The organism is Nonomuraea sp. NPDC000554 (genome assembly GCF_040300065.1).
GTDB lineage: Bacteria > Actinomycetota > Actinomycetes > Streptosporangiales > Streptosporangiaceae > Nonomuraea.
On sequence record NZ_JBEPDC010000001.1, the window covers coordinates 223,931 to 244,385 of the forward strand.

16 protein-coding genes are annotated in these 20,455 nt (G+C 71.4%); 6 read left to right on the forward strand and 10 right to left on the reverse strand.

The window, feature by feature from the left end:
* Window positions 1-13: 13 nt before the first annotated feature.
* The gene (locus ABT294_RS01250) at window positions 14-2,380 is read right to left on the reverse strand and encodes an AfsR/SARP family transcriptional regulator (protein WP_350802681.1); all 2,367 of its coding nucleotides are present in this window, start codon (window positions 2,378-2,380) and stop codon (window positions 14-16) included.
* 157 nt (window positions 2,381-2,537) lie between these two features.
* On the opposite strand from ABT294_RS01250, the gene ABT294_RS01255 reads away from it, so the two are divergent.
* Both ABT294_RS01255 and ABT294_RS01260 read left to right on the forward strand, forming a co-directional pair.
* Window positions 2,538-4,466, forward strand: a complete 1,929-nt coding sequence (locus tag ABT294_RS01255) for an ATP-binding protein (RefSeq protein ID WP_350802682.1) — start codon at window positions 2,538-2,540, stop codon at window positions 4,464-4,466.
* Between the two features lie 110 nt (window positions 4,467-4,576).
* The gene (locus ABT294_RS01260; RefSeq protein ID WP_350802684.1) at window positions 4,577-6,037 is read left to right on the forward strand and encodes an FAD-binding oxidoreductase; all 1,461 of its coding nucleotides are present in this window, start codon (window positions 4,577-4,579) and stop codon (window positions 6,035-6,037) included.
* 52 nt (window positions 6,038-6,089) lie between these two features.
* On the opposite strand, the gene ABT294_RS01265 is transcribed toward ABT294_RS01260, so the two are convergent.
* The 5 genes from ABT294_RS01265 to ABT294_RS01285 all read right to left on the reverse strand — a co-directional run bounded on the left by ABT294_RS01265 (window position 6,090) and on the right by ABT294_RS01285 (window position 11,533).
* On the reverse strand, window positions 6,090-7,031 hold the full coding sequence (locus tag ABT294_RS01265) for a sigma-70 family RNA polymerase sigma factor (RefSeq protein WP_350802685.1): 942 nt from the start codon (window positions 7,029-7,031) through the stop codon (window positions 6,090-6,092).
* A gap of 106 nt (window positions 7,032-7,137) precedes the next feature.
* The gene (gene hutI, locus ABT294_RS01270; protein WP_350802687.1) at window positions 7,138-8,283 is read right to left on the reverse strand and encodes an imidazolonepropionase; all 1,146 of its coding nucleotides are present in this window, start codon (window positions 8,281-8,283) and stop codon (window positions 7,138-7,140) included.
* A complete protein-coding gene (locus tag ABT294_RS01275) occupies window positions 8,280-9,602 on the reverse strand; it encodes a formimidoylglutamate deiminase (protein WP_350802689.1) in 1,323 nt (440 codons plus the stop codon). Before ABT294_RS01275 ends, hutI begins: the two co-directional genes overlap by 4 nt.
* The gene (locus ABT294_RS01280) at window positions 9,593-10,792 is read right to left on the reverse strand and encodes an allantoate amidohydrolase (RefSeq protein WP_350802690.1); all 1,200 of its coding nucleotides are present in this window, start codon (window positions 10,790-10,792) and stop codon (window positions 9,593-9,595) included. Before ABT294_RS01280 ends, ABT294_RS01275 begins: the two co-directional genes overlap by 10 nt.
* 60 nt (window positions 10,793-10,852) lie before the next feature.
* Entirely contained in the window at window positions 10,853-11,533 is a 681-nt protein-coding gene (locus ABT294_RS01285) for an SDR family oxidoreductase (RefSeq protein WP_350802692.1), read from the reverse strand.
* A gap of 55 nt (window positions 11,534-11,588) precedes the next feature.
* On the opposite strand from ABT294_RS01285, the gene ABT294_RS01290 reads away from it, so the two are divergent.
* The 3 genes from ABT294_RS01290 to ABT294_RS01300 are packed head-to-tail and all read left to right on the forward strand — an operon-like array spanning window position 11,589 to window position 13,827.
* On the forward strand, window positions 11,589-12,119 hold the full coding sequence (locus ABT294_RS01290) for a PadR family transcriptional regulator (protein ID WP_350802694.1): 531 nt from the start codon (window positions 11,589-11,591) through the stop codon (window positions 12,117-12,119).
* A gap of 11 nt (window positions 12,120-12,130) precedes the next feature.
* Complete coding sequence (locus ABT294_RS01295) at window positions 12,131-13,084, forward strand: ATP-binding cassette domain-containing protein (protein WP_350802695.1); 954 nt, start codon at window positions 12,131-12,133, stop codon at window positions 13,082-13,084.
* Window positions 13,081-13,827 (forward strand): ABC transporter permease, encoded by a 747-nt coding sequence (locus ABT294_RS01300; protein ID WP_350802696.1) that lies wholly within the window; start codon window positions 13,081-13,083, stop codon window positions 13,825-13,827. The genes ABT294_RS01295 and ABT294_RS01300 overlap by 4 nt, the downstream gene beginning before the upstream one ends.
* Here ABT294_RS01300 and ABT294_RS01305 read toward each other — a convergent pair.
* The 4 genes from ABT294_RS01305 to ABT294_RS01320 all read right to left on the reverse strand — a co-directional run bounded on the left by ABT294_RS01305 (window position 13,807) and on the right by ABT294_RS01320 (window position 18,745).
* Window positions 13,807-14,640: a MurR/RpiR family transcriptional regulator gene (locus ABT294_RS01305; RefSeq protein WP_350802697.1), complete on the reverse strand. Its 834-nt coding sequence runs from the start codon at window positions 14,638-14,640 to the stop codon at window positions 13,807-13,809. The genes ABT294_RS01300 and ABT294_RS01305 overlap by 21 nt on opposite strands.
* Before the next feature lie 52 nt (window positions 14,641-14,692).
* Window positions 14,693-16,342 (reverse strand): urocanate hydratase, encoded by a 1,650-nt coding sequence (gene hutU / locus ABT294_RS01310; protein ID WP_350802698.1) that lies wholly within the window; start codon window positions 16,340-16,342, stop codon window positions 14,693-14,695.
* Between the two features lie 99 nt (window positions 16,343-16,441).
* Window positions 16,442-16,894, reverse strand: coding sequence for a hypothetical protein (locus ABT294_RS01315; protein ID WP_350802699.1), 453 nt, complete (start codon window positions 16,892-16,894; stop codon window positions 16,442-16,444).
* Window positions 16,895-17,023: 129 nt separating this feature from the next.
* Window positions 17,024-18,745: an ABC transporter ATP-binding protein gene (locus ABT294_RS01320; protein ID WP_350802700.1), complete on the reverse strand. Its 1,722-nt coding sequence runs from the start codon at window positions 18,743-18,745 to the stop codon at window positions 17,024-17,026.
* Window positions 18,746-18,949: 204 nt separating this feature from the next.
* Between ABT294_RS01320 and ABT294_RS01325 the strand changes: the two genes are divergently transcribed.
* Complete coding sequence (locus ABT294_RS01325; RefSeq protein WP_350802702.1) at window positions 18,950-20,326, forward strand: DUF4331 domain-containing protein; 1,377 nt, start codon at window positions 18,950-18,952, stop codon at window positions 20,324-20,326.
* Window positions 20,327-20,455: the final 129 nt, after the last annotated feature.

Sequence of the window (20,455 nt, forward strand, 5' to 3'; positions counted from 1 at the left end):
CGGGGCCGTCGGCTCAGCCCTCGCGGGCCGGTAGGTCGGCCAGCAGCCCGAGCGCCTCAGCCAGAACGACGCGGTCGTCCTCGTCCCGGCAGAGGTTCCGGCAGAGCGTGACCGCCCGCTCGATGTGCGGGCGGGCTTCCTCTTCGCGGGCGGTGGAGGCGAGGATCCAGCCGAGGGTGTAGGCGGCCCTGGCCTCGCCGCGGGGGTGGCCCCGCCGTACCGACTCGTCGAGGACGGCCACGGCCGCGCCCTCCAGCTCGGCCCGGTGGCGGCCGTCCTCGCGCAGGATGCCGAGGGAGAAGAGCAGGTCGGCGGCCGAGGACAGCGGGCTGTGGGGGACCCCGACCAACTGCGTGATCAGGCCGATCATCGCCAGGGCCTCGGCGTCGATCCACTCGCGAGCCTCCTCTGCCGACGCGAACGACGCGAGGGACGCGAGGGACGCGTCGGCGGCCGGAGCGGAGACGAGCGCGCGGGAGTTGAGCATCCGCACAGCGTCGGCCTGCGTGGCGAGCAGGTGGTCCAGCAGCCTGAAGAGCGCGGCGCGGCGCTCGTGCGGGTGCTCCGACTGCTCGGCGAGGTTTCGCCCGTAGAGGCGCAGCAACTGGTGGAAGCGATAGCGGCCCGGGGTGGGCGAGTCGAGCATGCCCAGGTCGACGAGGCTCTCCACGATGTCCTCCGCGTCGAGCGGCTCAAGGCCGAGGATCGCCGCCGCGGCGGGCAGCGAGAACGAGGTGGTCTCGGGGATCGCGAGCAGCCTGAAGGCCCGTGCCTGTTCCGCGCCGAGTCGCTCGTAACCGAGCTGGAAGGTGACCTCCACGGTCATGGTGCCGAGACGCAGCTCGGACAGCCGTCGTCGCTCGTCGGCCAGCCTCTCGACCAGGGAGGAGATCGTCCATAGCGGCCTGGAGACCAGCCGGGACGCCGCGATGCGCACCGCGAGCGGCAGGAACCCGCACAGGACGACCGCGTCCTCCACCGCCTCCGGCTCGGTGGCGACCCGCTCCTCCCCCACGATCCTGGTGAACAGCTGCACGGCGTCGCGGGGCGTGAGCACGTCGAGGTCGACTCTGCGGGTCGTCGGCAGGCCCGCGGGCTTGGCTCTGCTCGTCACCAGTACGGCGCAGCCTCCCGTGCCGGGAAGGAGCGGCCTGACCTGCGTGTCGTCCACGGCGTTGTCCAGGATGACCAGCATCCTGCGGTTGACCATGAGGCTGCGGAACAGCGCCGCCCGCTGTGTCAGGTCATCGGGGAGGTCCGCGTCCGAACGGCTGAGCGCGCACAGGAACTCGCGCAGTGCCGCGGTGGGCTCGACGGGCAGGCCTCCTGCTCCGCACAGGTCGATGTAGAGCTGACCGTCCGGGAACGCCTCGCTGAGCAGGTGCGCGACATGGATCGCCAGAGCGGTCTTGCCCACCCCGCCCTTGCCGGACAGACTCACCACGGTGGTCGCCTGCCCGGAGCCGGACTTCAGCACCTCGGTGAGGAGAGCGACCTCCTCCTCCCTGCCGGTGAAGTCGGACAGGTCGGCGGGTATCTGGGCCACCGGCGGGAGTCCGGCCGTCGGGACCTCTTGGGGGGCGGGCGACGGCCCGGGGGCGGGCCGGGCGGGCAACAGTTCGGGGTCCGACGTGAGGATGCGGTGATGCAGCTCCCTGAGCTCGCCTCCTGGGTCGATGCCCAGGTCCTCGGCGAGCAACCGCCTGGTCCGGTCGAACACCTCCAGCGCTTCGGCCTGCCGTCCGCACCGGTACAGAGCCAGCATCAGCAGACCGCTCAGCGATTCCCGCAGGGGATGTGCGGCGCTCAGCATGGTCAGGTCCGCCACGGCCTCAGTGGCCCGTCCAAGCTCGATGTCCAGTTGGAGCTTGGCCTGCAGGGCGCTCAGGCGGCGGTCGCCGAGCCGGTCGCGCTGAGCCTCGGCGTACGGCCCGACCGTGCCGTCCAAGGCGTCGCCCTGCCACAGGCCGAGGGCCTGTGTCAGCAGCGTGCGGGCGCGAGCGGGGTCGCCTTCGGTCCGGGCCTTCTCGGCCTCGGCGTACCTCTCTTCGAAGACCTGCGCGTCCAGCGAGCCCCTGGGAAAGGACATGGCGTAGCCGGTGCCCACGGAGACGACCGTGCCGGGCCTCGACCGGTCGGCTTCCAGCACCTTCCGCAGCCGGTAGGCGTAGGTCCGCAGGGTACTGAGGGCGCGCGATGGCGGGTCCTGTCCCCAGATCGCGGCGATGAGCGCGTCGCTGGTGATCGCCCGGCCCTCATGGAGAAGGAGGGCGCCGAGCAGGGCGCGCTGCTGTGGCGAGCCGAGGTTGAGCTCCTCGTCGCCTTGCCACGCCCGCACGGGGCCGAGTACCGAGAAGCGCAAGCCATCAGATCGATCCATACCCCGCCTTTGAAATATTCGTACGAATGATAGCCATTTGATCTGTTCGGCGGGCTTGGCCGTAGATCAGGCGGCGGCAGAGTTGGATAACGTATACGCGATTGGCGGGGGAATTCCGGTATTTGTAGTGCATTGTTATGGCGACGGAGGGTTAAGGGTGAGTTACGGTACGTTGCCGCCTGCGCAGTTACCGGCTGACATCCCTGACTTCACCGGCAGAGAGCATGTGATCGCCAAGCTGGCGGAGCGGCTCACCACCACCGCAGGCAACGCGCTGACCGTGGTGGCCGTCTCAGGGGCGGGCGGGATCGGCAAGACCACCCTGGCGCTGCACGTGGCGCACGCCGTACGAGGCGCGTTCCCCGACGGGCAGCTCCACGCGAGCCTGCGCGGAGCGGGAGCCGCGCCCCTGCGCCCCGCAGACGTGCTCGCCGACTTCCTGCGGGCGCTCGGCCTCAGCGACAGGGAGATCCCCTCGGGGATCCACGCGCGGACCGCGCGGCTGCGGTCGGCGCTGTCGGGACGGCGGGTGCTGATCGTGCTCGACGACGCCATGGACACGAGCCAGGTCGCGCCCCTGATACCCGGAGCCGCCACCTGCGCGGTGCTGGTGACCAGCAGAGCGTGGCTGGGCGACCTGCCAGGCGCCCACCCGGAGCGGCTCGACCTCTTCAGCCGGGAAGAGGCGCTGGAGCTGCTGGCCCGTGTCGCGGGGGCGGAGCGTGTCGCGGCCCAGCCCGCGGAGGCGGTCAAGCTGGTCGAGTCCTGCGGCCTGCTGCCACTGGCCGTGCGGATCGTGGCGGCACGGCTGGCCGCGCGGCCGGGTATGAGCGTGGAGGTGCTGGCGAGCCGGCTCCTCGACGAGCGGCGCAGGCTCGCGGAACTCAAGATCGGCGGCGACGCGGTGGAGTCGTCCTTCGCGCTCGGCTATGCGCCACTCGGCGCCGATCACGCCAGGGCGTTCAGGCTGCTGGCACTGATGGACGGGCCTGACCTGTCGGTCGCCGCCGCGGCGGCCGTCCTGGATGTGAGCCAGGCCGAAGCCGAGGACCTCTGCGAGTCGCTCGTCGACCTGAGCCTGCTGCAGTCGCGGGGGCTCGCCCGCTACCGCTACCACGATCTGGTGCGCCTGTACGCCAGAGGGCTGGCCGAGCGGGTGGACTCGGCGCAGGAACGGACGGCCGCGTCCGACAGACTGCTCGACCACTACCTCGCGGGAATCAGAGGAGTGTGCAGGGTCTCGCTCCCCGGGTTCGTCCATCAGGCCGGGCACCAGGCCCCCGAGCTGACCTTCGCCGACGCGCCCGCGGCCCGCGACTGGGTACGCGCGGAGCAGGCCAACGTCAGCGCCGCGATCGAGCAGGCGGGACGTTCGGGAACCCGTGCCCTCGCGGAGGAGGTGCCGCTGCTGACAGAGGTGACAGGTCTCTCCGACCTCGACGACCGGATCATCCTCGGCGCCGTGCTGATGGCGCTGGGGCTGGGCGCGCTCCGGGTGCGCGGCCCCGACGAGGCGACCAGCCTGCTGTCGGCGGCGCTGACCGTCGCCGAAGCCCAGGACAGCCCTCGGCTGGCGGCCAGTGTCCACGGTCTCCTGGCCATGACGCTGGGCGATGCCGGCTTCGTCGGAGAAGCCAGGGCACACGTGGCGCAGGGGCTCCGGCTGGCGTACGAGATCGATGACGCCCAAGGGATCGGGGTCAACCTCCTGGGCGCGGCGGCGGCGGCGTTCCGTTCCGGCGACATGGAGGAGGCCATCGACAGCCTGCTCAGGAGCGCCCAGGCCTACCGCGACGGCGGGCTGCCGCTCAGGGCGGCGTGGGCGGCACACCGCCTGATGGACGCCTACCGCGCTCTGGGGCGCCACGAGGAAGCGGTGCAGGTCGGCGAGGAGGCGCTGCCGCTCTATCAGTCGATGAACGACCCCCTGCTGTTCGGTTGCGTCCTGAGCCGCCTCGGACAGGCGTGGACCGACCTCGGGGACCCCGATCGCGCCCTGCGCTGCTGGAAGGAGGCCGACGCGATCCTCGGCCCGTACGACGTGCCCGAGGGACGCGCTGTTCGCCGTCGTCTCGGCATCACCTGAGGACAGAGCGCGGCGAGTGCGCCGCCTGACAGGGCCCGAATACCCCTTGGTGATCGGACGTCAATCGCCCTCCGGCAGGCTCAACCCGGTTTCACGAAAGGAAAACGACGTTGAGCGGACGATCCAGCATCAACGAGGGGAGCGCGTCAGCGGCCCAGGCCGCCGACGATCCCGGCGACCACTTCGCGACGAGGCTCAGATCCGCGGTGAAGGGCGCCGTACTGTTCCCTCGCGACCCCGGCTTCACGGCGGAGCACGCCGGCTTCAACCCCGCCGTCCGGCACACGCCCGAGGCGATCGTGGTGCCCGACGACGCCGGCGACATCCGCGCGACCGTCCGGTTGGCGAGCCTTCTGGGGCTTCCCGTCGCCGTGCAGGCCACCGGCCACGGCATCAGCGCCGCCGCCGACGGCGGGATCCTGATCAACACCCGGCGGCTGGGCTCGGTGACGATAGACCCGGTCGAGCGCGTCGCCCGGGTCGCGGCAGGCGCGAGGATGCGGGAGGTCGTCGAGGCCGCCGCGGCGCACGGTCTGGCGGCGATCAACGGCGCCTCGCTCGACGTGGGCGCGGTGGGCTACACGCTGGGCGGAGGTCTCGGGCCGCTGGGCCGCAAGCACGGCTACGCCGCCGACCATGTCAGGGCCATCGACCTGGTCACGCCGGGCGGCCGCCTGCTTCGCCTGTCACCGGACCAGCACGAGGACCTGTTCTGGGCGGTTCGCGGCGGTAAGAGCAACTTCGGGGTGGTCACCAGCATGGAGATCGGCCTGGTCACGATGGCGGCCCTGTACGGCGGGGCGCTGTTCTTCCTCGGCGAGGCGGCCGACCGGGTGGTGCGCGCCTACCCCGCCTGGGCGGCCGAGCTACCCGAGGAGATGACGACGACGCTGGCGTTCATGCGCCTGCCCGAGGCGCCCACGGTGCCTCCTCCCCTTCAGGGCCGGGTGGCGGTGCGCCTGACCGCCGCGTACCTCGGCGGCGAAGAGGAGGGCGAGCGGTTGCTCGCGCCGATGCTGGCCGCCGGGCCGAAGCTCGGCTCCATGGGCGCGCTGCCGTACGAGAAGATCGGCACGATCGCCAACGACCCGCCCGTCGCGCCCCTTCCCGTCTACGAGCGCACCGGGCTGCTCCACACTCTGGACGACGCCGCCGTCGAGCGGCTGCTAGCCCTGGCGGGCCCGGACGCCACGCTGCCCCCCGGCGTGATCGAGCTCCGGCAGTTGGGCGGCGCCCTCGCCCGTCCGGCCGCGGTGCCCAACGCCATCGGCCACAGAGACGCCGGGTTCCTGCTCTTCATGGCGAACCCGGCGCCCGCCGATCAGGCCCGAGAGGTGAAGGGGCTGCAACAGAACCTGATGGACGCCCTCGAGCCGCACCTCACGGGCGGCATGCTGCCGAACTTCATGAGCAGCTCCGACCTCGCTCCCGAGCGGGTCCGCGCGGCCTACACGCCGGCAGACTACGAGCGGCTGGCGCGGCTGAAGCAGCTGCACGATCCGCGCAACCTGTTCCGCGTCAACCACAACATCGAGCCCGGTGACGTGACTCGGCCGGCCGCCACGCCGTGACCTCCGGCCGATGCCGGGTGCGGCGTGGCGCCGGCCCTTGCGCGCGGGGCGGTTACGCGGCCGCGCTGGCCATCTTGCGGAGGCGGGCCAGGGCGTCGCGCTCGATCCGGCGGGCGCGGTCGCGGCCGATGCCGTAGCGCTCGCCCACCTCCGTCAGCGTGTGCTCGCGACCGTCGACCAGCCCGTAGCGCCAGCGCAGCATCTCGCGGGTGTCGCCTTCGAGGTCCGTCAGCCACTGGTCGAGGCGTTCCCGCTCCAGGATGTCGATCGCCTGCTGCTCCGGGTCGGCCCATGTCTCGTCGGCGATCATGTCGCCCAGCTCGGTCTCGTCCTCGTCGCCCACGCCGAGCTGCAACGACACCGGGTCGGACGCCCAGCGGCGCAGCTCGCGCACCCGCTCGATCGGCAGGTCGAGGAGCTCGGCGAGGTCGTCGTCGGTCGGCTCGGTGTCGAACTCCGCGAGCAGGTCGCGGCGCACCCGCATCAGCCGGGTCATCTGCTCCCCGGCGTGCGTCGGCAGCCGCACCGGGCGGGCCTGCTCGTGGATGGCGCGCCCCACCGACTGCCTGATCCACCACGTGGCGTAGGTCGAGAACTTGTACCCGCGCTTGTAGTCGAACTTCTCCACCGCCCTGACCAGCCCCAGGTTCCCCTCCTGGACCAGGTCGATCAGCGGCATCCCCCGCCCGGAGTACTTCCGGGCCACCGCCACCACCAGGCGCAGGTTGGCCTGGATGAACTCGTCCTTCGCCCGCTGGCCGGAGACGGCCAGGCGTTCCAGCTCCTCGTCGGCCGCGTCGCTGACGCGCGGCTCCGAACCGCCGCTGTCGAGCAGCTGCTCGGCGAAGAGACCCGCCTCGATCCGCTTGGCGAGCTCCACCTCTTCCTCCGCCGTGAGCAGCGGGACCCTGCCGATCTCCGCCAGGTACGTCCCCAGCAGATCGCGCTCGGCGACGTGCTGCTCCTGCGTGCGACTCCCCGTAGGCCTTGCCATCCCCAGGCACCTCGTTCCGCAGCTGCGTTCTATACCGTGGCAACGTCCGGCCAGATGCAAAGATTCCCTAAAGCACTACGACCAAGGGACGGTTCTGGATGTCCTCCTAGAGGAGGAGACCGTCGTGAAACACCTGGCGAACGAGGGGAACACCGGGTCGGTAAGCGAGGTGCACGTAGGAAGGGGCGTCGAGGACGACGAGGTCCGCGCGGGCCCCCGGGCGCAGCCAGCCTACGTCCGTACGGCGCAGCGCGCGCGCCCCTCCGTACGTCGCCGCCCTGACCGCCTCCAGCGGCGTCATCCGCATCTCCCGGACGGCGAGCGCCACACAGAACGGCATGGACGAGGTGAACGACGAGCCCGGGTTGCAGTCGGTCGCGATCGCCACGGTCACGCCCGCGTCGAGCAGCCGCCGGGCGTCGGGGTACGGCGACCGGGTGGAGAACTCGGCCCCCGGCAGCAGCGTCGCCACCGTCGCCGACGAGGCCAGCGCCTGGACGTCGGCGTCGGACAGGTGCGTGCAGTGGTCGGCCGAGGCCGCGCCGAGCTCGCACGCGATCCGCACGCCGGGGCCCTCGCCGAGCTGGTTGGCGTGCACCCTGGTCTGCAACCCGGTCTTGATCCCCGCGGTGAGGATCTCCCTGGTCTGGTCGCCGTCGAACGCGCCACGCTCGCAGAAGACGTCCACCCACTTCGCGTACGGCGCGCAGGCTTCGAGCATCTCCCCCGTGACCAGCCGGACGTAGTCGTCGGCGTCGATGCCGGCCGGCACCACGTGCGCGCCCAGGTAGGTGGTCTCGTCGGTGAAGCCGCCGGCGATCTCCAGTGAGCGGCGCTCGTCCTCGACGGTGAGCCCGTAGCCGCTCTTGATCTCGACGGTGGTCGTGCCCTGCGCGAGCATCTCGTCCACCAGGGCGGCGGCGCGGGTGGCGAGGGCGGCGTCGCTGGCCTGCCTGGTGGCCTCGACCGTGGTGCGGATGCCGCCGGCGGTGTAGCTCTGACCGGACATGCGGGCCGCGAACTCGGCGGTCCTGTCGCCGGCGAAGACCAGGTGGGCGTGGCTGTCGACGAAGCCGGGGATCACGCACCGGCCGCCCGCGTCGACGCGCACGTCGGCGTCGGGGGCCTGGCCGGCCTCGCCGACCCAGGCGATCCGGTCGTCCTCGATCACCACCGCCGCGTCGCCGATCTCCTCCCGTTCCGGGTCGCCGGTGTAGAGCAGCCCGATGCCGCAGATCACTATGGATGTCATCGCAGTCGTCCAATCGCCTCGGTGAGCATGGTCCCGACGTCGCCCAGCACGTGCCTGCCGTCCCTGACCACCCGGCGGCCTCCGGAGACCACCGAGTGGACGTCCGCCGCCGTGGCCGCGAACACCACGGCCTCCAGCCCGGACGTGCCCGCCGTCCGGACCGTGTCGGTGCGCACCGAGACCAGGTCGGCCCAGGCGCCCGCCACCAGCAGCCCGGCGTCGGGGAAGCCGAGCGAGGTGTGGCCGACGGCGGTGGCCGCGCCGAGCAACTCGGCCGCCCGCCAGGTGCCGCGGCGCTCGCACGCCAGGCGCTCGTCCAGCTCGACCGCGCGGGCCTCCTCGAACAGGTCGATCATCGCCTGGCTGTCGGAGCCGAGCGTGATCGCCGCGCCGCGGTCGAACAGGGTGCGGGCGGGGCCGATGCCGTCGGCCAGGTCGCGTTCCGTGGTGGGGCACATGCAGATGTAGGTGCTCGACTGGGCGAGCAGCTCGATGTCCACGTCGGCCAGGTGGGTGGCGTGGACGGCGGTCGAGCGCGGCCCGAGCGCGCCGGCCTCGTGCAGCACCCGCACGGGGGTGGCCGCGTACATCTCGACGCAGGCGGCGTTCTCGGCGCGCTGCTCCGACACGTGCGCGTGCAGCGGCGCGGCGTGCCGGTGGGAGAACTCGGCGACCGTCGGCATCTGCTCGGGCGGCACCGCGCGGACCGAGTGGATGGCGGCGCCGATCTCCACGTCGGGCTGCCCCTCGTAGGCGGCGGCCAGCTCCTGTGCCCGGACCGCCCACAGCTCCGCGTCGCCGTCGCCGAACCGCTCCTGCGGGCCCGACAGGCCCGTGCCGAACCCGCCCGTCAGGTAGCAGGTGTCGAGCAGCGAGATGCGCAGCCCGGCGTCGCGCGCGGCCTGGATGAGCGCGTGTCCCATCGTGTTCGGGTCGTCGTACGGCCTGCCGCCGGGACCGTGGTGCAGGTAGTGGAACTCGCCCACGCAGGTGACGCCGGCCAGCGCCATCTCCGCGTAGGTGGCCCTGGCCAGCGCGAGGTAGCTGTCGGGGTCGAGCCGGCCCGCCACCTCGTACATCACCTCGCGCCACGTCCAGAAGTCGCCCTTGGCCTCCTGGGTGACGCCGCGCAGCGCCCGGTGGAAGGCGTGCGAGTGCGCGTTGGCCAGGCCGGGGATGGTCAGGCCCGCCAGCCGTTCCGCACCGCCCGGCTCGCCCTGCTCCACGCTGGCGATGCGGTCGCCGTCGAGCTCGACGAGCACGCTGTCGGCGACCCCGTCGGGCAGCCAGGCCTGCTCGCACCAGTAGGTCAGCGACACAGGTCCTCCAGCACGTTCGCGAGCGCCACCACTCCCGCCTCGCAGTCTGCCTGCTCGGCGTGCTCCTCGGGCGAGTGGGACACGCCCGTGGGATTGCGCACGAACAGCATCGCGCTCGGAACGCCCGCCGTGGCGAGGATCCCGGCGTCGTGCCCGGCTCCCGTGGGCAGCACCGGCGCGGGCGTGTCGCCGCCGCCCCCACCGCCGATCCCGCTGCCGACCGTGCTGCCGACCACGAGGGCCAGCCGGTCTCTGAGCGAGTGCTCGAAGTCCACGACCGGGGTCCACGACTCCTCGGCCACGTCGGCGTCGCGTGCCAGCTCCGTGACCAGGGCGCGGACGCCCGCCTCCGTCGCCCCCCTGGCGTCGAGCCAGGCCGAGACCAGGCCGGGCACGGCGTTGGCGTTGTTGGGGGTGATCCGCACCTTGCCGACGGTCGCCACCACGCCTTCGCGCTCGGCCACCTCGCGCGCCGCGAGCACCATCCGGGCGAACGGCAGCATCGGGTCCTCGCGGTCGGCCAGCCTGGTGGTGCCCGCGTGGTTGGCCTGGCCGCGGAAGTCGAACCGCCACCGTCCGTGCGGCCAGATCGCGCTGGCGACGCCCACCGGGCAGCCCTGCTCGACGAGCCCGCGGCCCTGCTCCACGTGGAGTTCGACGAACGTGCCGACGGTGGCGAGGGTCTCGTCGTCGCGCCCGATCCGGTACGGATCGCGCCCCGCCCTGGCCATGACGTCGGACAGGGTGTCGCCGTCGTCGTCGGTCAGCGAGAGCGCCTTGCCGGGGTCGAGCACGCCGGTCATCAGCCGCGACCCCACACAGGGCACGCCGAACCTGGCGCCCTCCTCGTCGGTGAAGCAGGCGATGCCGAGCGGGGTGCGCGGGGAGAAGCCCCGGCCTCTCAGGACGTCGAGCGCGGCGAAGGCCGACACGACGCCGAGCGGGCCGTCGAAGGCGCCGCCCTGCCGCACGGAGTCGAGGTGGCTGCCGGTGACGACGCCCGGCTGCCGGGACGGGTCTCCCCACCAGGCCCACAGGTTGCCGTTGCGGTCCTCGCGCAGGTCGAGCCCGCGTTTCGTGGCCTCGCCGCGGAACCACTCTCGCAGTTCCAGGTCGGCGGGGGACCAGGAGTCCCTGACGTAGCCGTTGGTGGCCGGATCACGTCCGATGCGCGCGAGTTCCTCAAGCATGGACCTACTGTAGTGAATGACTCCATTCAGCACAGTAGGGCCTCATGGTTGACGGGTCCGTCAGGTCGCAGCGCTGGGGCGGAGGGTCAGTTCGGTGAGGTGGGCGTCGGGGCCGGCGTTGACGGCGGCGAGGACGGCCCGCGCCACCGTCGCCGGGGCGAGGTACTTGTCGGGCTCGAACGCGCCGCCCTCGTGCTGCCGGACGCCGCGCTGCATCTCGGTGGCCACCCGGCCCGGGTAGACGGTGGTGACCCTGAGCTCGGGCTCTTCCTCGCGCAGCGCGTCGGCGAAGGCGCGCAGCGCGAACTTGCTGGCCGCGTACGAGCCCCAGCCCGCCCTGACACGCTGACCGGCGCCCGAGTTGACGCAGACGACGTGGCCGTTCGCGCGCCTGAGCGCGGGCAGCAGGAGCCTGGTGAGCTCGGCGACCGCGACCACGTTCAGCTCCATCGTGGCGCGCCACGTGCTCGCGGGGACCTCCTCGATCCTGCCGAGCGGGCTCATCCCCGCGCTGTGCACCAGCACGTCGAGCCGGTCGACGCCGGCGACGTCGGCCTGCGTCACCTCGGTCAGCTCCACGGGCCAGGGACGCGCGTCGGGCAGCCGGGCCGCCAGTTCGGCCAGCGCCCGCTCGTTGCGGCCGCCGAGGATGACGTGATGCGTCGGCGCCAGGGCCTCGGCGACGGCCTGGCCGACACCTCCGGAAGCGCCCGTGATCAGCGCCGTCGGTCGTTCGTTCATGAGGGCAAGCCTAGGGGAGCTTGACAGTTACTCAAATTTGAATACAAGCTTGAGCATGTCCTCGACACGCATCCTCATCCTCGGCAGTCTGCTCGACGGGCCGATGAACGGCTATCAGGTACGCAGGCGGCTGGAGGTGATGGGCGCCGACAACTGGGCCAACGTGGCGTTCGGCTCGATTTATCACGGGCTGTCGAAGATGGCCGACGAGGGGTTGCTGGAGGTCGTCGAGAGCGGCAAGGGCGGCAAGACCGTCTACGAGATCACCGAGACGGGCCGCCTGGAGTTCCACCGGCTGCTGCTGACCTCCTGGCACGAGATCAAGCCGATCGTCGACCCCTTCCAGGTGGCGCTCACGTTCATGGACCGCCTGAGCAAGGAGGAGGTCCTCGACGCCATGCACAGCAGGATCCACCAGCTCAAGATGCAGATCAGCATGATCGAGAACGTCATCGGCGCCAAGCAGCGCTACGGCGCCCCCAGGCACGTGGACGAGAACCTCCGACTCACCTCCGCCATGTACTCCGCCCAGCTCGCCTGGGCGGAGAAGGCCGTCAAGCAGGTCGAGGCGGACGAACTTCCCTGAAAAGGAGCCCCATGATCATTGACGCGCACCAGTTACGCAAGACGTTCACGACCAGAGGCAGGAAGGGCACCCAGACCGTCGAGGCCGTCCGCGGCGTCGACCTCGAAGTGAAGAAGGGCGAGATCTTCGGCGTGCTCGGCCCCAACGGCGCGGGCAAGACCACCACGATCAGGATGCTCGCCACGCTGATCGTCCCCGACGGGGGCACGGCCACCATCGCCGGGCACGACCTGCGCAAGGAGCCCGGCGCCGTCCGGCGCAGGCTCGGCTACGTCAGCCAGGCGGGCGGGGTCGAGGAGAACACCACTCCCCGGACGCAGGTCATGATGGCCGCGCGGATCCACGGCGTCCCCGACCCGGCGCGGGCCACCGGCGAGGTGCTCGACCGCTTCGACCTGACCGAGATGGCCGACCGTCCCGGCCGGACCCTGTCGGGCGGGCAGAAGCGGCGGGTCGCCATCGCGCTCGGCCTCGTGCACAGCCCGCTCCTGCTCTTCCTGGACGAGCCCACCACCGGCCTGGACCCGCAGAACCGGGCCAACCTGTGGGACCGCATCAGGCAGCTCCGCGAGCTGGGCACCAGCGTGCTGCTCAGCACCCACTACCTCGACGAGGCCGACGCCCTGTGCGACCGGCTGGTGATCGTCGACCACGGCCAGGTGGTGGCCGAGGGCACGCCGGGCGAGCTGAAGCGGGAGGTCTCCGGCGACGTCGTCACGCTCAGGCTGGACGAGCCCGAGCGGGCCACCGGCACGCTCGGGCCGCTCGCCCGCGAGATCCGCGCCGACGGGGACCTGCTGCGCGTGTACGTCGACGACGGCGAGCACACGCTGCCCGTGCTGCTGCGGGCACTGGAGGAGCAGGACATCGCGCTCAGCTCGATCGCGCTCGACCGCTCCACCCTCGACGACGTCTTCCTGGCCAAGACCGGCCGGTCCCTTCGCGACGCGGGAGCCGCCGCATGATCCGCCACACCCTGCTCTTCCTGGTCTACGAGCTGCGCAACACGTTCAGGAACCCGATCTGGCCGCTGTTCGGCATCGTCCAGCCGGTGGTCTACCTGCTGCTGTTCGGGCCGCTGGTGGCCGGCTCGATGAACCAGCCCACCTCGGCCGCGCTCACCGGCTTCGCGCCCGGCATGCTGGTGATCACCGCGCTGTTCGGCGCGATCGGGGTCGGCTACGGCATGATCTACGAGCTGCGCAGCGGCGTCCTGGAACGTATCGCGGTCAGCCCGGCGTGGCGCCCGTCGATCGTGCTGGGCCGCACCCTGCGCGACGGCGTGGTGCTGGTGCTGCAGTCGGTCGTGGTGATCCTCATCGCGCTGGCGATGGGCATGCGGGCCAGCCTGCCGGGCCTGGCCGTCATGGTGCTGCTCATCGCGGTGACCGGCCTGTTCTCCTCCGGCATCGGGTACGGCCTGGCGCTGTCGCTGCGGGACGAGAACGGCATGGCGCAGATCATGCAGTTCTTCGCGCTGCCGATCATGCTGCTGTCGGGGGCGCTGCTGCCGATGACGCTGGCCCCCGACTGGATGCAGAAGGTGGCCGTGTTCAACCCGATGTACCACCCGGTCGTCGCCGGGCGCGCCCTGTTCGCGGGAGACCTGACCGACGCCTCGATCCCGGTGGCCTTCGGCATCATGCTGGCGCTGGCCGCGCTCACCGTGACCTGGTCGGTGCGCTCGCTACGCAGGATCGCCGGATAGGAACGTGCCGGTCTCGTCGGTCATCCGCTCGTACTCCTCCAGCCGCGCCTGGGTGCGCAGCGGCGCCGCGTCGGCCATGGCCTCGACCAGGGCCATGGCCAGAGCCAGCGGCGCCGCGTGGGAGTCGAACACGAGCCGGTCGCCGACGGGCGCGTCCAGGACGACCTCGGCGGGGAAGCCCGGCTTGTCGGTGATCACCGCCGTCCTGAGCCCCAGTTTCTCGGCGTACCCGAGCGCCTGGACGGCTTCGGACGGATATCGGGGCAGCACGACCGCCACCACCCACTCGGCCCCCGCCCGCTGGGCCGCGTGCAGCCCGTCGACCAGCTCGGACCCGCCGTGCGTCAGCAGCCGCACGTCCGGATGGATGCGCCGGGCGTAGTAGGCCAGGGTGGTGGCGAGCCCGCACGAGACCCTGAGCCCCAGCACGGGCAGCGGCTCGGTCGCGGCCAGCGCCGCCCCCAGCTCCTTGAGGGGGAAGGCGGCCAGCCGCTCGCGCACCGCGGTCAGGTTCCTGATCTCGCTGTCGATGGCCCCGCGCAGCAGGGTCTCCTGCGGGCCCTCGGGCGGGCCGCCCAGCACCAGCGGGCGCAGGGCCTGCCGCAGCTCCGGATACCCGGCGAAGCCCAGCACCATGGCGAACCGGGTCACGGACGGCTGGCTCACCCCGGCCCGCTCGGCCAGCTCGACACTGGACAGGAAGATCGCCTCATCCAGGTTCTCCGCCAGGTAGTGCGCGATCCTGCGCTGCACCGGGGACAGTCGCCTGCCCCCCAGCAGCCTCTCCAGCCCGCCGTGGTATCCGCCCGTCACGCCACTTCCAACACCGGCCGCCTTCCCTGTCATCCCGCCGGAGCGTCGCGGGTCAGGACTCGCTCATCGGGACGCGCACGCCGCGCTCCCGCGCGACCGTGGCCGCCTCTTCGTAGCCCGCGTCGACGTGGCGCATCACGCCGGTTCCCGGGTCGTTGGTGAGGACGCGGTTCAGCTTCTCCCCCGCCAGGGCGGTGCCGTCGGCGACGGTGACCTGCCCCGCGTGGATGGAGCGGCCGATGCCGACCCCGCCGCCGTGGTGGATCGACACCCAGGCGGCGCCCGAGGCCGTGTTCAGCATGGCGTTGAGCAGGGGCCAGTCGGCGATCGCGTCCGAGCCGTCGGCCATCCCCTCGGTCTCGCGGTACGGCGAGGCGACCGAGCCGGAGTCCAGATGGTCGCGGCCGATGACGATGGGGGCCTGGAGCTCGCCGGAGGCGACCATGTCGTTGAAGCGCTCGCCCGCGACGTTCCGCTCGCCGTACCCGAGCCAGCAGATGCGCGCGGGCAGGCCCTGGAAGTGCACCTTCTCCCCGGCCATGCGGATCCACCGCGACAGCGGCTCGTTGTCGGGGAACAGCTCGAGGATGGCCCTGTCGGTGGCGGCGATGTCCTCGGGGGCGCCGGAGAGCGCGGCCCAGCGGAACGGGCCCTTGCCCTCGCAGAACAGCGGCCTGATGTAGGCGGGGACGAAGCCGGGGAAGTCGAAGGCGCGCTGGTAGCCCGCGAGCTGCGCCTCGCCGCGGATGGAGTTGCCGTAGTCGAAGACCTCCGCCCCCGCGTCCTTGAAGCCGACCATCGCCTCGACGTGGCGGGCCATCGACTCGCGGGCGCGCTGGGTGAAGCCCGCCGGGTCCTTGTCGCGCTCGGCGGCCATGTCCTCGAAGGCCACGCCCAGCGGCAGGTACATCAGCGGGTCGTGGGCCGAGGTCTGGTCGGTCACGATGTCGATCTCGGCGCCGCGGGCCAGCAGCTCGGGCACGGCCTCGGCGGCGTTGGCCACCACGCCGATCGACAGCGGGCGGCGGGCGTCGCGCGCCTCGTAGGCCAGGCGCAGCGCCTCGTCCAGGGTGGCCGCCTCGACGTCCAGGTAGCGGTGCTCGATGCGGCGGGCGACCGAGCGCGGGTCGCAGTCGATGCAGATGGCCACGCCACCGTTCATCGTGATGGACAGCGGCTGCGCGCCGCCCATGCCGCCGAGCCCGGCCGTCAGCGTGATCGTCCCGGCCAGCGAGCCGCCGAACCGCTTGGCCGCCACCGCCGCGAACGTCTCGTACGTGCCCTGCAGGATGCCCTGGGTGCCGATGTAGATCCAGGACCCGGCGGTCATCTGGCCGTACATGGTCAGCCCGGCCGCCTCCAGCCGCCGGAACTCCTCCCAGTTCGCCCAGTCGGGCACCAGGTTGGAGTTGGCGATCAGCACCCGCGGCGCCCACTCGTGCGTGCGGAAGACGCCCACAGGACGCCCCGACTGGACGAGGAGGGTCTCGTCGCCGCCGAGCGTGGTCAGCGTGCGCACCATCGCGTCGAACGACGGCCAGTCGCGGGCCGCCCGGCCGGAGCCGCCGTACACGACGAGCTGCTCGGGGTGCTCGGCGACCTCCGGGTCCAGGTTGTTCTGGAGCATGCGCAGGGCTGCTTCCTGCGGCCACCCCTTGGCGGTGATCGTTGTGCCTCGCGGCGCGCGCACGATGCGGCTCATGCGGTACCCCTTCTGAATGAATATATTCACCTATGTCACTCGAAGGGTACGGTACGGCGGAGCGCCGCGCGAGGGTGCACGACGCTCCATCCTCAAGACTCAGCCGCAGTGGAAGGTCTTCGAGGGGTTGTAGTTGGCCCAGTTGTGGTTCTTGTCCGCCACACCGGCCTGGGCGGTGATGCACTTGCCCTTGCCCTTGACGGAGATCGGGCCCGCGTACTGGCCGTACTGGCCGCTGTCCTGGTCGTGGATCGAGCTCCGGCGGCAGGTGGCAGCGGACGACGTGCCCTTGGCACAGGCCCAGAGCTGGACGATCATCCCGCTCCTGGTGCCGTAGTCGACGACCCGGTCCAGGCGGGCGCAGTTCGTGCCCGTCGAGCCGTTCCAGTAGAGCTTGAGCGTGCCGTAGGTCTTGCCGCTCCGCTTCACGGGGATCGAGTCGACCTGCGATCCACTGCAGGAGGCGGCGCTGGCGGGCGCGGCGATGGTGAGAGGGACGACCGTGGCGCCGATCAGGGCGGCGGCTGCGAGTCCAACGGTGGCGAGCTTCACAAACACTCCTTGCTGACAACAGAAAACTGGTCAGCAAAAAACCGTAGGGATCAAAAGCGGGATCCGGATGGCCGGAACCCGCCTAGATCGTTAACGGATGATGATCAGCAGTTTACGCCGAGGCTTCCGTCAGCCCACCAGGAACTGCGTGGCCGCCAGCTCGCGGTACAGCTCGTCCTCCCCGACCAGCTCCTCGTGGGTGCCGACCGCGCGGACGCCGCCCGCCTCCATGACCACGATCCGGTCGGCGTTGGTCACCGTCGACAGCCGGTGCGCGATGACCAGAACGGTCGTCTCGGCGGCCACCTCGGCGATCACCTCCCGCAGCCGCAGCTCGTTGACCGCGTCGAGCTGCGAGGTGGCCTCGTCCAGCAGGAGCAGCCTGGGCCTGCGCAGCAGGGCCCTGGCGATCGCGACCCGCTGCCGCTCGCCGCCCGACAGCAGCACCCCCCGGTGGCCGACGGCGGTGTCGAGCCCGTCGGGCAGCCTGGACACCAGGTCGTCCAGGCGGGTGCGGGTGATCGCGCGGCGCAGCTCGTCCTCGGTGGCGTCCTGGGCGGCGAAGAGCAGGTTCTCCCTGAGGGTGCCGGCCAGCACGGGGGCGTCCTGCTCGACGTAGCCGAGCGCGGCGCGCAGCTCGCCGAGCGGCCAGTCGCCGATCTCGCGCCCGTCGAGCACGATCGCTCCCGACTGGTGCTCGTAGAACCGTTCGAGCAGGGCGAACACCGTCGACTTGCCCGCGCCCGACGGCCCCACCAGCGCGGTGAGCCCTCCGGGCGGCACCTCGAAGCTGACGCCGTCGTGGACGAGCGGCCGGTCGTCGCCGTAGCGGAACACCACATCGCTGAACGTGACGCCGAGCGGTCGCGAGTCAGACGGGGCGGGGTCGCTGACCGGCTCGGCGGGCAGGTCCTCGATCTCCTTGATCCGCTTCATCGCGGCCAGGCCCTGCTGGAGCTGGACGGCCCCCTCGACGAGCTGCCCGATCGGCGCGACCAGGTAGAACAGGTACAGCAGGAACGCGATCAGTGCCGAAACCTCCAGCGCGCCCGACGCGACCCTGGAGCCGCCCACCGCGAGCACGCACAGGAACGCGATCTGCACCGCCATCCAGGTCGCCACCCCGGCCAGCGAGGTCCACCCGGCCACCTGCAGCCCCCGGTCGCGGGCCCGCTCCGCCGCGTCGGCGACCACGCCGATCTCGCGCTCCTCCGCGCCGCTGGCCTTGACCGTCCGGTACGCCTGCAACGCCCGGTCGAGCACCGAGCCCATCTCGCCGACGGCCTCCTGCGCGCCCTTCTGCGCCCGCTGGATCTTCGGCATGATCAGCCCGGTCAGCCCACCGATCACGACCACCACGAGCAGCGTGACCAGCAGCAGCACGCCGTCCATGGTCGCCATCATGACGATCGCCCCGACCAGCATGAACACCGAGCCGACCGAGTTGACGATCCCGTTGGTCAGCACGGCACGCAGCAACGTCGTGTCACCGGTCACCCGTGACAGCAGGTCGCCGGGCTTGAGGCGGTCGACGTCCGCGACCTTCAGCCGCAGCATCCGGTCGACCAGCTTGCGCCTGGCGCCGAGCACGACACTCTCGCCCGTGCGCTCCATCAGGTACATGCCCCCGGCCGAGACCACCGCTCCGACCAGCACCGCGACGGTCAGCCCGAGTAACGGCCCGGCCATCGACCGGTTCTCGCCGAAGGCGTCCACCACGTACTTGGCCAGCAGCGGCATGGCGAGCCCCGCCAGCGAGCCGATCAGGCCCAGCACCCCGCCCACGATCAGGATCCCCCTGTGCGGGCGGATGTAGGCGAGCAGCTCCTTGATCACCGTGTCTCCTCTCATGGCGAATCCCCGAAACCCCAACGAACAGCGGCACGGATTCGACACCGGTCAACTTAGATTGACGACCTTAGTATGTCAACTTTCGTTGACACCTCCTCCTTGAGGAGGAGATGACACATCCGCCGCGCGCCTTCCGACGAATCAGGCGTCGAGGAACCCGGCCGGAACCTCTCCCACCCGATCGACCCGTCGAAAGGACCGAACATGGAGCTCCGGATCAACCGGCGCGCCCTGATCGGACTGGGCGTCGCGGCGGCGCTGACCGCCTCCTCGTTCGCCCTGCTCCGCCCCGGCTCCGGCACCGCTTCCTCGCACCGCGAGGCCCCGATGATCGCCGGCGACCCGCGCAACGACAACACGGACGTCTACGCGTTCGTCAGCCCCGACAAGGCCGGCACGGTGACCCTGCTGGCCAACTGGATCCCGTTCGAGGAGCCCATCGGCGGGCCGAACTTCTACACGTTCGACACCAGGTCCCGCTACAACATCAAGATCGACAACAACGGGGACGCCAAACCCGACATCACCTACCAGTGGACCTTCCGTGACGAGGACCGGCGCGGCACCGGCACCTTCCTCTACAACAACGGCCCCGTCACGTCCCTGGACGACCAGAACCTCCTCTACCGCCAGCACTACACGCTCAAGCGCATCACCCACGGCGGCACCAGGACGCTCGTCCCCGACGGCATCGTCGCGCCCAGCAACGTCGGCCCGGCCTCCATGCCCGACTACGGGACGCTGCGCGCCCAGTCCATCAAGAGCCTCGCCGGCGGCGGCCGGACCTTCGCCGGGCAGTCGGACGAGGCGTTCTTCCTCGACCTGCGCGTGTTCGACCTGCTCTACGGCGGCAACCTGTCAGAGGTCGGCCAGGACACCACCAAGGGCTACAACGTGCACACCCTGGCCGTCCAGGTGCCCGCCGCGGACCTGGCGCTCAAGGGCGACACCAAGCGCAACCCCGTCATCGGCGTCTGGGCCACCACCGACAAGTGGAGCCCACGCGGCTACGTCCAGGTCTCGCGGCTGGGCAACCCGCTGGTCAACGAGGTCGTCGCGCCCGCCGGCCTGAAGGACGCGTTCAACGCGCTGCCCCCGCACAAGGACGCCGACGTGGCGGCATTCGTCAAGCGGGTCACCGACCCCGAGGTGGCAAGGCTGCTCCAATCCGTCTACGGCATCAAGGCCCCCGCCAGCCCGCGCAACGACCTGGTGGAGATCTTCCTCACCGGCATCGCCAAGGGCAACGGGCCGATCGCCGCCGACCTCAACTCCCAGAGCCTCAACAAGGACGCGGGCAAGCTGCGACCGTCGGAGATGCTGCGGCTGAACATGTCCATCCCACCGGCGAAGGACCCCAACCGCCTCGGCGTCCTCGCGGGCGACCTCCAAGGCTTCCCGAACGGCCGCCGGCTCTCGGACGACGTGGTGGACATCGCCCTCCAGGCGGTGGCGGGGGCGGCCCAGACGGGCAAGCTCGTCCCTGGCTTGACGGACAAGGTGGACAGGAACGACAAGCCCTTGCTGCAGGCGTTCCCGTACATCCCCCTGCCGAGCAACGTCGCGGTCAACCAGCACTGACCCGGCGGCACTCCCCGACCGGCTGTCATCTCCGCGGCCGGTCGGTCCCCCGGCGGACATCCGTCCGCCGCCCCCTCGGCCGGCCGGCCGTGCCGCCCGTCGCGGCCGGCCGGCCACCCTCACGACTCC

Excerpts from the sequence above, each read along its gene's own strand:
- hutU (WP_350802698.1), bottom strand. The coding sequence starts at position 16,342 with ATGAGCCGCATCGTGCGCGCGCCGCGAGGCACAACGATCACCGCCAAG.
- ABT294_RS01320 (WP_350802700.1), bottom strand. The coding sequence starts at position 18,745 with ATGAGAGGAGACACGGTGATCAAGGAGCTGCTCGCCTACATCCGCCCG.
- ABT294_RS01250 (WP_350802681.1), bottom strand. The coding sequence starts at position 2,380 with ATGGATCGATCTGATGGCTTGCGCTTCTCGGTACTCGGCCCCGTGCGG.
- ABT294_RS01290 (WP_350802694.1), top strand. The coding sequence starts at position 11,589 with ATGTCCTCGACACGCATCCTCATCCTCGGCAGTCTGCTCGACGGGCCG.
- ABT294_RS01300 (WP_350802696.1), top strand. The coding sequence starts at position 13,081 with ATGATCCGCCACACCCTGCTCTTCCTGGTCTACGAGCTGCGCAACACG.
- ABT294_RS01265 (WP_350802685.1), bottom strand. The coding sequence starts at position 7,031 with ATGGCAAGGCCTACGGGGAGTCGCACGCAGGAGCAGCACGTCGCCGAG.
- hutI (WP_350802687.1), bottom strand. The coding sequence starts at position 8,283 with ATGACATCCATAGTGATCTGCGGCATCGGGCTGCTCTACACCGGCGAC.
- ABT294_RS01280 (WP_350802690.1), bottom strand. The coding sequence starts at position 10,792 with ATGCTTGAGGAACTCGCGCGCATCGGACGTGATCCGGCCACCAACGGC.
- ABT294_RS01285 (WP_350802692.1), bottom strand. The coding sequence starts at position 11,533 with ATGAACGAACGACCGACGGCGCTGATCACGGGCGCTTCCGGAGGTGTC.
- ABT294_RS01325 (WP_350802702.1), top strand. The coding sequence starts at position 18,950 with ATGGAGCTCCGGATCAACCGGCGCGCCCTGATCGGACTGGGCGTCGCG.
- ABT294_RS01295 (WP_350802695.1), top strand. The coding sequence starts at position 12,131 with ATGATCATTGACGCGCACCAGTTACGCAAGACGTTCACGACCAGAGGC.